This window comes from Mycobacterium aquaticum (genome assembly GCF_002086485.1).
In the GTDB taxonomy this organism is placed as follows: domain Bacteria; phylum Actinomycetota; class Actinomycetes; order Mycobacteriales; family Mycobacteriaceae; genus Mycobacterium; species Mycobacterium aquaticum.
Map to the genome: position 1 here is coordinate 129870 of NZ_MVHF01000014.1, position 13257 is coordinate 143126.

Annotated in this window: 13 protein-coding genes; 5 read left to right on the forward strand and 8 right to left on the reverse strand. The window is 68.0% G+C overall.

Annotation, left to right across the window (positions count from 1 at the left end):
• Positions 1-6: 6 nt before the first annotated feature.
• From BST13_RS16065 to BST13_RS16080, 4 genes are all read right to left on the reverse strand, one after another.
• Positions 7-1836, reverse strand: a complete 1830-nt coding sequence (locus tag BST13_RS16065) for an ABC transporter ATP-binding protein (RefSeq protein ID WP_083165016.1) — start codon at positions 1834-1836, stop codon at positions 7-9.
• A complete protein-coding gene (locus tag BST13_RS16070) occupies positions 1833-3677 on the reverse strand; it encodes an ABC transporter ATP-binding protein (protein WP_083165017.1) in 1845 nt (614 codons plus the stop codon). The genes BST13_RS16065 and BST13_RS16070 overlap by 4 nt, the downstream gene beginning before the upstream one ends.
• Positions 3678-3715: 38 nt before the next feature.
• Positions 3716-5599, reverse strand: a complete 1884-nt coding sequence (locus tag BST13_RS16075) for an ABC transporter ATP-binding protein (protein WP_083165018.1) — start codon at positions 5597-5599, stop codon at positions 3716-3718.
• Positions 5600-5664: 65 nt separating this feature from the next.
• Positions 5665-6159, reverse strand: a complete 495-nt coding sequence (locus BST13_RS16080; RefSeq protein ID WP_083165019.1) for a glycine-rich domain-containing protein — start codon at positions 6157-6159, stop codon at positions 5665-5667.
• 84 nt (positions 6160-6243) lie between these two features.
• On the opposite strand from BST13_RS16080, the gene BST13_RS16085 reads away from it, so the two are divergent.
• Positions 6244-6564, forward strand: coding sequence for a hypothetical protein (locus BST13_RS16085; protein WP_142282795.1), 321 nt, complete (start codon positions 6244-6246; stop codon positions 6562-6564).
• Positions 6565-6573: 9 nt separating this feature from the next.
• On the opposite strand, the gene BST13_RS16090 is transcribed toward BST13_RS16085, so the two are convergent.
• The 3 genes from BST13_RS16090 to BST13_RS16100 are packed head-to-tail and all read right to left on the reverse strand — an operon-like array spanning position 6574 to position 8691.
• Positions 6574-7134 carry a chromate transporter gene (locus BST13_RS16090; RefSeq protein WP_083165038.1) on the reverse strand — a complete coding sequence of 187 codons (561 nt, stop codon included), beginning with the start codon at positions 7132-7134 and terminating at the stop codon, positions 6574-6576.
• A complete protein-coding gene (locus BST13_RS16095; protein WP_083165021.1) occupies positions 7131-7709 on the reverse strand; it encodes a chromate transporter in 579 nt (192 codons plus the stop codon). The genes BST13_RS16090 and BST13_RS16095 overlap by 4 nt, the downstream gene beginning before the upstream one ends.
• On the reverse strand, positions 7702-8691 hold the full coding sequence (locus BST13_RS16100) for a phospholipase D-like domain-containing protein (protein ID WP_083165022.1): 990 nt from the start codon (positions 8689-8691) through the stop codon (positions 7702-7704). Before BST13_RS16100 ends, BST13_RS16095 begins: the two co-directional genes overlap by 8 nt.
• Positions 8692-8764: 73 nt before the next feature.
• Here BST13_RS16100 and prrA point away from each other — a divergent pair, with 73 nt between their 5' ends.
• Positions 8765-9481, forward strand: coding sequence for a two-component system response regulator PrrA (gene prrA / locus BST13_RS16105; protein ID WP_170064294.1), 717 nt, complete (start codon positions 8765-8767; stop codon positions 9479-9481).
• 69 nt (positions 9482-9550) lie between these two features.
• On the forward strand, positions 9551-10891 hold the full coding sequence (locus tag BST13_RS16110) for a HAMP domain-containing sensor histidine kinase (protein WP_083165023.1): 1341 nt from the start codon (positions 9551-9553) through the stop codon (positions 10889-10891).
• Between the two features lie 23 nt (positions 10892-10914).
• Here the strand turns inward: BST13_RS16110 and BST13_RS16115 are convergent, their stop codons facing one another.
• A complete protein-coding gene (locus BST13_RS16115) occupies positions 10915-11277 on the reverse strand; it encodes an FKBP-type peptidyl-prolyl cis-trans isomerase (protein ID WP_083165024.1) in 363 nt (120 codons plus the stop codon).
• A gap of 31 nt (positions 11278-11308) precedes the next feature.
• Between BST13_RS16115 and BST13_RS16120 the strand changes: the two genes are divergently transcribed.
• Positions 11309-11557, forward strand: coding sequence for a DUF2630 family protein (locus tag BST13_RS16120; RefSeq protein WP_083165025.1), 249 nt, complete (start codon positions 11309-11311; stop codon positions 11555-11557).
• A 13-nt stretch (positions 11558-11570) separates the two neighbouring features.
• Complete coding sequence (locus tag BST13_RS16125; protein WP_083165026.1) at positions 11571-13127, forward strand: phytoene desaturase family protein; 1557 nt, start codon at positions 11571-11573, stop codon at positions 13125-13127.
• The last annotated feature ends 130 nt before the right edge of the window (positions 13128-13257 follow it).

Consider the following 13257-nt stretch of genomic DNA (forward strand, 5'->3'; position numbering starts at 1 on the left):
CCGCTGTCAGGCGAGCGAGTCCACCCAGGCGCGGTGCAGCTTGGCGTAGTGGCCGTCGCGGCCGATCAGCTCGGCCGGTGGACCGTCCTCGACGATGCGGCCGTGCTCGAGCACCAGCACCCGGTCGGCGATCTGCACCGTGGACAACCGGTGGGCGATCACCAGCGCGGTACGGTCGGCCAGCACGGTCTCCAACGCGCGCTGCACCATTCGCTCGCTGGGCACGTCCAGTGACGACGTGGCCTCGTCGAGGATCAGCACGGCCGGGTCGGCCAGGAATGCCCGGGCGAACGCCACGAGCTGGCGTTGCCCCGCCGAGAGCCGGCCGCCACGCTTGGCGACGTCGGTGTCGTACCCGTCGGGCAGCGTGTCGATGAACCGGTCCGCGCCCACCGCTTCTGCGGCCGCCCGCACCTGCGCGTCGGTGGCATCAGGGCGACCGAACCGGATGTTGTCGGCCACGGTGCCCTCGAACATGAAGTTCTCCTGGGTGACCATCACGATGTGCCTGCGAAGCTCGGACTGCGAGAGGTCACGCAGGTCGACGCCGTCGAGCGTCACCGCACCCGAGGTCGGATCGTAGAACCGGGCGATGAGCTTGGCGATGGTGGTCTTACCCGCGCCGGTGGTACCCACCAAGGCCACCGTCTGCCCCGCGGGTACCCGCAGCTCGAGGCCGGGCAGCACCGCCCGGCCCGGCGCGTAGCCGAAGGTCACGTCGCGGAACTCGATGTCGCCCTTGACGTTCGCCAGCTGCACCGGCCGTCGCGGATCGGCGATGCCGGGACGTTCGGCCAGCACACCGGCCAGCTTCTCCAGCGCCGACGACGCCGACTGGAAGGTGTTGAAGAACTGCGAGATCTCCTGCATCGGCTCGAAGAACATCCGCAGGTAGAGCAGGAACGCGGCGAGCGTGCCGACCGTCATCTGCCCGTGCAGCACCCGGTAACCGCCGTAGAGCAACACCACACCCGTGGTGATGTTGCCGACGAGTTTGACGCCCGGCATGAAGACGGCCAGCAGCTTGAACGTCTTCTCGTTGATCGCCCGATAGCCGTCGGCGATGTCGGAGAAGATCTCCTGGTTGCGCGGCTCGCGGCGGTAGGCCTGCACGGCCTTGATGCCCGTCATGGTCTCGACGAACTGCACGATGACCAGTGCGGCGCTCTCCCGCACCACCCGGTAGGTCTTGGCCGACTCGTTGCGGAACCACCACACCAGGGCCACCAGGATCGGGAAGGCCGCCAGGCACATCAGGCCCAGCCGCCAGTCCAGCGCCACCAGCAGCGCCGCCGTGCCGAACAGCGTCAACACCGCGGTGATCAGGCTGTCGAAACCGGTCTCCAGCATGTCCTGGATGGCCTCGACGTCGTTGGTCGAGCGGCTGACCACCCGGCCCGACGTGTAGCGGTCATGGAAGGCGACGTCGAGACGCTGGAAATGCCGGAACACGCGGCGGCGCAATTCCAGCAGCACCTTCTGCCCGATCCGGCCGGACCGGCGCAGGAAGAACATCCGGCTGACGGCCTGCACCACGACGACCACGCACAGAATGCCGACGATGACCATCAGCGTGTGTGCCGAACCGCCGGCGACGATGGGCGGTATGCCGTGGTCGATGCCCCGTTGCACGAGCAGCGGAACAGCCAGGCGCGCAGCGTTTTCCACCACGACGACGAGCGCCAGCACGGCAACGGTCCACCGGTACGGACGCAGGAGCGAGCCGAGCAGTGCCCGCGCCTCGCGGCGCCGCGGCACACTCTCGTCGATGGGCAGATCGTCGTCGGCGTCGTCCTTGACGCGTCCGCGCCAGCTCTCGGTCTCGACCGCGGTCATCGGTTCCCTCCTCCCACGGTCACCGCATCGTCGTCGGCGGCCAGCAGGTACCGGTACTGCGGCACCTCGGCCAGCAGGTCGGCATGGGTGCCGACGTGCGTGATGGTGCCGGCTCCAGTCTTCCCCGTCGCTTCGCTCGCCCCAGGTGCCAGCAACGCAACCTTGTCGGCCAGCAACACCGTCGACGCCCGGTGAGCGACCACGATGCCGGTGACGTCGCGCAGGATGCGACCGAGCGCCTCGGTCACGGCAGCCTCGGTGTGCACGTCGAGTGCCGACAGGGTGTCGTCGAGCACCAGGATCTTCGGCCCGGCCAGGATGGCGCGGGCCAGCGAAAGCCGTTGCCGCTGACCACCGGACAGGCTCATGCCCTGCTCGCCGATGCGGGTGTCGAGGCCGAACGGCAGGTCGTAGACGAACTGGGCGGCCGCGACGTCGATGGCCTGCGCGAGTTCCTCGTCGGTCGCGCGAGGGCGTCCCAGCCGCAGGTTCTCGGCCACCGACATGGAGAACAGCGTCGGGTCCTCGAATGCGGTGGCCACGGTCGTGCGCAGCGCAGGCAGGCTCAGCTCGCGGATGTCCTTGCCGTCGATGAGGATCTGGCCGTCGGTGACGTCATAGAGCCGGGAGAACAACGCGGCCAGGACCGACTTGCCCGAGCCCGTCGCACCGACCAGCGCCACCGTCTCACCCGGCTCGACGGTCAGGTCGACGTGCCGCAGCACCCACGCGTCGCTGTCGGGGAACCGGAAACCGACGTCACGCAGCTCGAGCCGGCCACCGTGCGGTGCCACGTCATGCGGACCGTCGGTGATCTCCCGTGGGGCATCGAAGATCTCGGCGATGCGGTTGGCCGCGGTGAACGATTCCTGGGTCATCGACAGCAGGAAACCCAGCGACGCGATGGGCCACACCAGCGACAGCATCATCGTGATGAATGCGACCAGCGTGCCCATGGTGACGTAGCCGTGACCGGCGGCGTACGCGCCGAGGCCGAGCACCACGATGAGCGTGAGGTTGGGGATGACCTCGAGCAGCGTCCAGAAGTTCGCCGATACCGTCACCCGGTCGACCTGCGTGTCGTGCAAACGGGTGGCCTGCTCGTCGAACCGGTCGTAGGTGTAGTCCTGCCGGCCGAAGGACTTCACCACCCGCATGCCCAATGCGGATTCCTCGACATGCGTTGCGACATGGCCGGTCTGGTCCTGAGCGAGCCGGGACAACCGGGTGTACTCGCGTTCGAAATGCAGCACGGTGGCCGCGATCGGCACAATGGACACCACCACCACGACCCCGAGCGGCCAGTACATGGCCAACAGGATCGAGGTCACCACGACGATCTGCAGCGCGTTGAGGATCAGGAACACCAGCCCGAACGACAGGAACCGGCGGATGGTGGACAGATCGTTCATCACCCGCGACAACAGCTGCCCGGACTGCCAGCGACCGTGGAAACTCATCGGGAGCACCTGCAGCCGCGCGTAGAGATCCTTGCGGATGTCGGCTTCGACGCCCATTGTGGCGCGCGCCACCAGCCAGCGGCGGATGAACCACAACACGGCCTCGGAGATGCCGACACCCATCGCGGCCGCCCCGAGCAGCCACAGACCGTGCTGGTCCTGATGGCGTACCGGACCGTCGATCACGGCCTTGGTCATCAGCGGGATCGCCACCGTGGCGCCCAGGCTGACCACCGCGACCACGAGCATCCAGACCCAGCGCGTGCGGTACGGCAGGAGATACGGCAGCAGCCGCCACAGATCCGAGCTGCCACGAACTCGCGCCCGTCGCGGAGCGATCGCGGGCGCGGATCGAAGAGCATCTGTCGCGGATTCAGTCACCAGACCCCAATTTTCCCATCTGTTGCAATCGATTTACCTCACGCGGCCGTTACAGCGTCATCGGCGAACTGCGTGTAGTACAGCTCGGCGTAACGACCGTCGCGGGCCAGCAACTGTTCGTGGGTGCCACGTTCGACGATGCGGCCGTCCTCGACGACGAGGATGAGGTCGGCGGCCCGCACCGTCGACAACCGGTGGGCGATGACCAGTGAGGTGCGCCCGTCGAGCGCCTCGGCCAGAGCGTGCTGCACGGCGGCCTCCGAAGCCGTGTCCAGCGATGCCGTCGCCTCATCCAGTACCACCACCCGTGATCGCCCCAACAGCAGCCGCGCGATGGTCAACCGCTGCCGCTGTCCTCCGGACAGACGGTATCCCCGCTCACCGACAACCGTGTCCAACCCGTCGGGCATCGCCGCGACGACGTCGTCGAGCCGGGCCCGGCGCAGGGCCTCCCAGAGCTGCTCGTCGGAGCTGTCAGGAGCGGCCAGTTGCAGGTTGGAGCGGATCGACTCGTGGAACAGATGCCCGTCCTGGGTCACCATGCCGACGGTGTCCTTGAGCGACGCGAACGCCACGTCACGCACATCGACACCGTTGAGGGTGATCGAGCCACTGTCGACGTCGTAGAGCCGGGCCAGCAGCGACGCGATGGTCGACTTGCCCGCACCCGACGAACCGACCAGCGCCACCATCTGCCCGGGCGCCGCACTGAACGAAATGCCGTGCAGCACTTCGTCTCCGCCGCGGTCATCCAGCGTTGCGACCTCTTCGAGCGAGGCCAGCGACACCTTGCCGGCCGAGGGGTAGGAGAAGCGGACGTCTTTGAACTCGACTGCCACAGGACCGTCGGGCACCGAAATGGCATGCGGCTCCTCGGCGATCAGCGGCACCAGGTCGAGCACCTCGAACACCCGCTCGAACGACACCAGTGCGCTGGCGATCTCGACGCGTGCGTTGGCCAGCGTGGTCAGTGGCGCGTACAGCCGGGTCAGCAGCAACGCCAGCGACACGACCGCGCCGGCCTGCAGATGCCCGCCGATGGCCAGCACCCCGCCCAGCCCGTAGACCAGGGCCAGGGCCAGCGCCGACATGAGGGTCAACGAGTTCATGAACGTCGACTGCAACATCGCCGTGCGCACCCCGATGTCGCGTACCCGGTCGGCGCGGGTCGCGAACTCGTCGGACTCGCGATCCGGATCGCCAAACAGCTTGACCAGCGTCGCTCCGGGAGCCGAGAAGCGTTCTGTCATCTGGGTGTTCATCGTCGCGTTGTGCGCGGCCGCTTCGCGCGACAACCCCGCCATGCGGCTGCCGATGCGGCGGGCGGGGACCACGAACAACGGCAGCAGCGCGAGCGACAGCAACGTGATCTGCCACGAGATGCTCACCATCACCGCGAGCGTCAGGGTCAGGGTGACCACGTTGGCGACGATGCCGGACAGCGTGTCCGAGAACGCCCGCTGCGCGCCGATCACATCGTTGCCGAGTCGACTCACCAGCGCCCCGGTGCGGGTGCGGGTGAAGAACGCGACCGGCATACGTTGCACGTGGTTGAACACCGCGGTGCGCAGATCCAGGATCAGCCCCTCGCCGATGTTCGACGACAGCCACCGCGTCACCAACGACACGGCCGCCTCGGCCAGTGCCACCGCCGCGATCACCACGGCCAGCAGGACCACCGCCGACGCGGGGCCGCCCCGCGTGATCGCGTCGACCACACGACCGGCCAGCACCGGCGTCGTCACCGTCAGCAACGCACTGACCACACTGACCGCGACGAACCAGCCCAGCCTGCTGTGGTGCCGTGCGGCGAACCGCCAGATGCGCGCCAACAGCCGCTTGTCCGCCAGTGTGCGCAGCTCGCCGCCGCGGGCATGCGCCTGCCGGTACAGCGTCTGCCGCGCCACCGATTCCATACTCATGAGCCTCACCGTAAAACCTCAACAATTGATGAGGTCAACGTGATTCCCGGCAGCTATCCCGCCTTCTAGGCAAGTCGTGCCAGGTCAGCCTCGATTTCTGCAACCCGCAGGTGATCCAGCCCCCAAGGCTGGTCCACTCCCACCCGGGTGTCGAGATCCCACAGCACACACTGCTCACCGGGCTGGGCCACCATCGACCAAGCGATGACCGTCCGGCGCAGCTGCTCACATACCGGATCGAACGCGGCAGGCACGTCGGTGGGCGCGCCACCGTCCGGATGGTGGTGCAGGAACTGGCCGTACGCCTCCCGGCAGAACACCGAATACCGTGCCGTGCACAGGATCAGGCCATGCCAGGCCTCGTCCACCGCGTGCGACGGCATGCCGATCACCTGCCTGTCGCGCATCGCGGCCGCACAGCAACGGAGCCACTGTCGCAAACCGATGTCGATGAGCTCACGCGGCTGCCACGGGCATGTCTTGTACACCGCTTCAGGCAGCTGAAGCGCAGCTACCGCGGTATTTGCGCGTTCAACCAGATCGGGACGCCTGCGAAACACAGTTCTCACTCTATGCGGCGTGAGCAAACGTCCGTAGCATTCGGTCATGAACGCGGCGCTGATCGTGTTGGCGATCCTGGTCGAATGCGTAGACGCACACGCAGGCGCAGACGCAGGCGGGGCAAGCTCATGATGGGCGCGATTTTCGCCGGCATCTTCGAAGTCCTGTTCTGCGCGGGAATGGTCACGCTGTTCATCGTGATTGACAAGCGCCGGCGTCGGCGCACCGAACAGCGCCGACAGCGCTGGGCGGCAACGGGTTACAGCGGTCTCGGGGCCGGCGGCATCGTGAGCGACGGAGGGAGCTGTGCCGGGAGCGGCTGTACCGCCGGGGGAAGCTGCGGAGGCGGCGCCGGTTGCGGTGGAGGTGGGGGCGGCGGTTGCGGTGGAGGCGGCAGCAGCTGAGCGCCGCCCTCAGATGAAACCGAAGTAGCCGATCACCCCCGCCGCGGCCACCACGATCAGCGGGTTTGTCTTGGTGAGCAGGAAGATCGCGGTGCAGATCGCCGTGACGGTGTACGCCCGCCAGTCATGGTCGGCCGCGCGGCTCATCACCAGCGAGGACGCCAGGATCAGACCGACGGTCAGCGGGGCGAACCCCTTCTCGACGGCCCGGCGCAGCTTGGACCGCTCGGCCTTCTGCCAGAACAATGTGACGACGTACACGAAGGTCGCGGCGGGCACCACCATCGCGACCATCGAGACCACGCCGCCGATGATCGCCCCGGGAATACCGCCTGCCTGCAGTCCCGCCCCGTAGCCGACCATCGACACGATCAGGATGCTCGGGCCGGGCGCGGTCTGCGAGATCGAGAACAGGTCGGCGAACTGACTGTTGGTGAGCCAGTGCCTGCCGTTGACGGCGTGCATGTGCATTTCCGGCAGCACCACGTTGCCGCCGCCGATGGACAACAGCGACAGCATGCCGAACAGCCCGATGAGCTGGACGTAGGTGGCCAGTGAGTGGCTGTTCACGCCGCCTGCTTCTCGCCCGATCCCCGCGGCCACGCCCAGATCAGGCTGATGGGCGCCAGGATCGCCAGCGTCCCCAGCAGCGGGAAGCGCATCACACCGTTGAGCACGAACGCCCCGGCGAACAGCACCACCGGCACCACGCCCGTCAAGCACTTCTGCCCGGTCTTGATCACCATCGTCAGGGTCAGGGCCACCGCGGCGGCCGACGCACCGTGCAGCACCCCTTTGACCGCAGGCACCTCCTTGAACCGGAAGTACGCGAACGACAGCGCCAGCACGATCACCAGCGGCATCGCGCACAGCCCCACGACCGCGGCGGCGGCTCCGGCCATGCCGCGCATCTTGGTGCCCGCGAACACGGCCATGTTGACCTGGTTCGCGCCGGGCAGGATGCGGCACATCGTCATCGCCGAGAGAAACTCGGCCTCCCCGAGCCAGCCCTTCTCGACCACCAGCACCTCACGCGACCAGGCCGAGAGCCCGCCGCCGAACGAGGCCAACGCGATGTGGTTGAACGTCCACGCCAGCTCGAACAGCGAGACCCGCTGCACCGGGGGGTCGAGCTGCTCACTCATGGACCAGATCCGGATCGTGCGGAAAGTCGTCCTCGTGATGCTGCGAGGGGTCGAGCGGATCCGGCGGCTCGTAGTGATGCGAGGTTTCCCAGTCGGCGTCGAACACCTGGCTCAGTTGCCCGACAACCGCCGGATCCTCGACCGTGATACCCAGCTCGCGACGCAGATCGAAGGCGCTGCGGTCGATGTTCATCGAGCCCACCAGGGCCTGGCGGTCGTCGACGATGACCAGTTTGGCGTGCACCCGCAGGTTCTTCTGCTTGCGTACCTTCACCCCGAACCGCCGCAACGTCCGCAGTGAGGCGAAGGTGTCCAGGATGTCCCAGTCGCTGATGCCGTGCCGACCGCCGCACAACACATGGACGTTGACGCCACGGCCCACCGCCGCGGCGATGTGGTCGAGGATCACCGCGTCGACGTACTTGGGGTGCTGGATGCGCAGCCGCTGCTCGGCGGTGTCGATGAACTTCGCCATGTGATAACGCGAATTCGAGTTGCTCCACAACAACCCTCGATAGACCGTGGGCTCCCATTCCGCGTGGGACCAGTCGGCGTTGAACACCTCGATGATCTGGGCCACCTGCACGGGATCGGTGGTGACGACGCCGTAGTCGCGGGTGAGCGTGAAGTACTTCTCGCACAAGTTGAATGTGGCCACCAGAGCGGCCTGTTCGTCGACGACGATCGACTTCTCGTGCGTCACATAGAACGTCGGGTTGGACCACTGGACGTTCACCCCGGCAGCGGAGAGTTGTTCGAACGTCTCGTCATTCGCGCGGTCCCCACCCGAGCGCTGCGGGTTGAGCATCACCCGCACCGCGACCCCGGCCCGGTGCCGGTCGATCACCGCGGCCACCAACGACGGCTCGGTGAACGTGAACTGTTTTATGAGCAGAGAGCTCTGCGCAGACGAGATGAATTCCAGGACCGGTTGCACACCGTCATCGGGCTGGACGATGACCCGCGGCGACACAGGCAGCATAAGGGCCGGATGCTAGCACCCAATGGTGTCGACCAGACGTGCCTGCGCGAATCGGAGTACGTCATCGGGCAAGATGGCGGGCATGGACAGTTCTGCCGGTGGGGGTTCCCCCCGAGTGCTCGTGGTGGATGACGACCCCGACGTTCTCGCCTCGTTGGAGCGTGGGTTGCGGCTGTCCGGGTTCGACGTGTCGACCGCAGTCGACGGCGCCGAAGCACTGCGCAGCGCCACCGAAACCCGGCCCGACGCGATCGTGCTCGACATCAACATGCCCGTGCTCGACGGGGTGAGCGTCGTGACGGCCCTGCGCGCCATGGACAACGACGTTCCCGTGTGCGTGCTTTCGGCGCGCAGCAGCGTCGACGACCGCGTCGCCGGGCTGGAGGCGGGCGCGGACGACTATCTCGTGAAGCCGTTCGTGCTGGCCGAGTTGGTCGCCCGGGTGAAGGCCCTGCTGCGCAGGCGCGGCTCGTCGGCCACCTTCTCGTCGGAGACCATCCAGGTGGGGCCGCTCGAAGTGGACATCCCGGGCAGGCGCGCGCGGGTCAACGGCGTCGACGTGGATCTGACCAAGCGGGAATTCGACCTGCTGGCGGTGCTCGCCGAACACAAGACCGCCGTGCTGTCGCGCGCGCAGCTGCTGGAACTGGTGTGGGGCTACGACTTCGCCGCCGACACCAACGTCGTCGACGTGTTCATCGGGTATCTCCGCCGCAAGCTGGAGGCCGGCGGTGCGCCGAGGCTGCTGCACACCGTGCGCGGGGTGGGCTTCGTGTTGAGGACCCAGTAGCGACATGACGAGCGCTTGCGCGAGGAATCACAGGGCGACGACGAGCGCTTGCGCGAGGAATCGATAGCCATGAGCGTGCTCACCCGGATCTTCCGCCGCACCCCGTCGCTGCGGACCCGGGTGGCGTTCGCGACGGCGATCGGCGCGGCCATCGTCGTCATCATCGTCGGCACCATCGTGTGGGTCGGCATCACCAACGACCGCAAGGAACGGCTGGACCGGCGCCTCGACGAGGCAGCCGGATTCGCCGTGCCGTTCCTGCCGCGCGGCCTGCACGAGATCCCGCGCTCCCCCAGCGAACAGGACGCCGTCATCACCGTGCGGCAGGCCGGCGCCGTCACCTCCAATTCGACGGTGATCCTGCCCGAGCTGCCTGCGGGCTACGCCGACACCGAGATCGACGGCGTGCGCTGGCGCGTGCGCACAGTGCAGATCCCGGCACCCGGACCCATGTGGGTGGCGGTCGGCGCGACGTACGACGCCACCATCGCCGACACCAACAACCTGCACCGCCGGGTCATCGTGATCTGCGTGTTCGCCATCAGCGCGGCGACCGTACTGGGCTGGGTGCTTGCCGCTTTCGCGGTGCGGCCGCTCAAACGGCTGGCCCAGCAGACCCGGCAGATCGACGCGGGCGACGAGGCACCCGACGTCGAGGTCCGGGGTGCCACGGAAGCCGTCGAGATCGCCGATGCCGTCAACGGCATGCTCCAGCGCATCTGGTCCGAGCAGGACCGCACCAAGGCCGCGCTGGCCTCGGCACGCGACTTCGCGGCGGTGTCCGCCCACGAGTTGCGCACGCCGCTCACCGCGATGCGCACCAATCTGGAAGTGCTGGCCACCCTGGACCTGCCCGACGAGCAGCGCAAGGAAGTGGTCAACGACGTGATCCGCACCCAGTCGCGGATCGAGGCGACGCTGGGCGCGCTGGAACGGTTGGCGCAGGGCGAGCTCACCACCACCGACGACCACGTCACCGTCGACATCACCGAGCTGCTCGACCGGGCGGCCCACGACGCCAGGCGGGTGTACCCGGATCTCGATGTGTCCCAAGCCCCGACGCCGACGGTGATCATCGTGGGCCTGCCGACCGGCCTGCGGCTCGCCGTGGACAACGCCATCGCCAACGCGGTCAAACACGGCGGGGCGACCCGGGTGCAGCTGTCCGCCGTCAGCTCACGCGCCGGGGTGGAGATCGCCGTCGACGACGACGGGGTCGGAGTACCCGAGGAAGAGCGAACCCTGGTGTTCGACCGGTTCTCGCGGGGATCGACGGCGTCGCGCTCGGGTTCTGGCCTTGGCCTGGCCCTGGTGGCCCAGCAAGCCGAATTGCACGGCGGCACAGCCAGTTTGGAGTCAAGCCCGCTGGGCGGCGCCCGGCTGGTGCTGCGTCTGCCGGGGCCGCATTAACCCTGCGCGGGCGAGAGCCTTCGTCAGCGGACGGCGAGCAAATCGATGACGAAGATCAGCGTCTTACCTGACAGCCGGTGGCCGGAGCCTGCCGGACCGTATGCCTGTGCGGGTGGGATCACCAGTTTGCGACGTCCGCCGACCCGCATGCCCGGGATACCGTCCTGCCAGCCCTGGATCAGCCCGCGCAGCGGGAACTCGATCGACTCCCCGCGATTCCACGAGCTGTCGAATTCCTCGCCGGTGTCGTACTCGACGCCGACGTAGTGCACCTCGACGTTTCCGCCGGGTACCGCCTCGGCACCGTCGCCGACCACCAGGTCGGTGATCACCAGTTCGGCGGGGGCCGGGCCGTCCGGAAATTCGATCTCAGGTTTTGTACTCACCGGACCAACCGTAGTCGGGCAGACTGGCCAGGTGGCCAAAGATCAGGACATCCTCGCCGAAGTTCACCGACTCGTCGCCGAGGAGCAGGAGCTGCGGGGCAAGCTGCAGCGCAGAGAGATCGACGAGACCGAGGAGCGCCGGCGGCTGCAGTCGCTGGAGGTAGCCCTGGACCAGTGCTGGGATCTGCTGCGGCAGCGCCGCGCGTTGCGGGAGACCGGGCAGGACCCGCGGGAGGCCAGAGTGCGTCCGGCCGACGAGGTCGAAGGCTACCGAGGCTGACAAGGCGAGCGCGATGAGTGAGAAACGATTCGACGTAGTCGTCGTCGGCGGTGGGCACAACGGCTTGGTGGCCGCGGCGTATCTGGCCCGTGCCGGTCGTCGGGTCCAGCTGCTCGAACGCCTCGACCATGTCGGCGGGGCTGCGGTGTCCGCGCACGCCTTCGATGGGGTCGACGCCCGGTTGTCGCGGTACTCGTATCTGGTCAGCCTGTTGCCGCAGCGCATCATCGACGATCTGGGCGCCCGCATCCGGCTGGCCCGGCGCAGCTACTCGTCGTACACCCCCGATCCGGCCACCGGCGGCCGCACGGGCCTGCTCATCGGTCCCAACTCGACCTTCGCCGCGATCGGCGCCGAGGCCGACGCCGCAGGCTTCGACGACTTCTACCGCCGCGCATCGCTCATCACCAAGCGGATCTGGCCCACCCTGCTGCAGCCTCTGTGCACCCGGGCCGAGCTGCGAAGCCAGGTGCTGGCCGGCCAGGACAGCGCTGCTGCGGCGGCCTGGGAGGCCCTGGTCGACCGGCCGATCGGCGCAGCCATCACCGAGGCCGTCGACAACGATCTGGTGCGCGGGGTGTTGGCCACCGACGCCCTGATCGGCACCTTCGCCGACGTGGACGATGCGTCTCTCATCCAGAACATCTGCTTCCTGTACCACCTGGTCGGCGGCGGGACGGGTGACTGGGACGTGCCGATCGGCGGCATGGGTGCGGTGACCGGGGCGCTGGCCGCCGCCGCGGCCGGCTTCGGCGCCGAAATCGTCACCGGCGCAGAGGTTTACGCGGTCGATCCGGATGGCGAGGTGCGGTACCGCAAGGACGGGGCCGCGCAACGGGTCGAGGCCGATGTGGTGCTGGCCAACGTGACACCCACCGTGCTGGCGGGCCTGCTCGGTGAACCGGCGCCCGAGAGCGCACCCGGGGCTCAGGTGAAGGTGAACCTGATGCTGCACCGATTGCCCCGGCTGCGCGACGACAGCGTGACGCCGCAGCAGGCGTTCGGCGGCACCTTCCACATCAACGAGACCTACAGCCAGCTGGGCAGCGCGTACAAGACGGCGGCCGACGGCTCGGTGCCCGATCCCCTGCCGTGTGAGATCTACTGTCATTCGCTGACCGATCCGACGATCCTGTCCGAGCAGCTGCGGGCCGCAGGCGCTCAGACGTTGACGGTGTTCGGCCTGCATACCCCACATGCGCTGGCTTCCGGCGATCCCGATCGGATGCGGGACCGGCTCACCTCGGCGGTGTTGAACTCGCTGAATTCTGTTCTGGCCGAACCGATCCAGGATGTCCTGATGGAGGACTCCGCGGGCCGGTTGTGCATCGAGGCCAAGACAACGGTGGATCTGGATGCGGCGCTGGGTATGACGGCGGGCAACATCTTCCACGGCGCGTTGCGCTGGCCGTTCGCCGAGGCGGACGAGCCGCTGGACACCCCGGCCCGCCGCTGGGGTGTCGCGACCGCCCACGATCGAATCCTGCTGTGCGGCTCCGGTTCTCACCGCGGCGGTGCGGTATCGGGCATCGGCGGGCACAACGCGGCGATGGCCGTGCTGGAGTCCTGACGCGGCCGCGTCGATCCAACCCCTGACGCGGCAGCGTCGATCTGCGTCCTGACGCGGCCGCGCCCCCCCGCGGGGGGCGCGGGCGCCGGGGGTTTGTGTGGGGCGAAGCCCGGGGCGCGCGGGTGAGAAA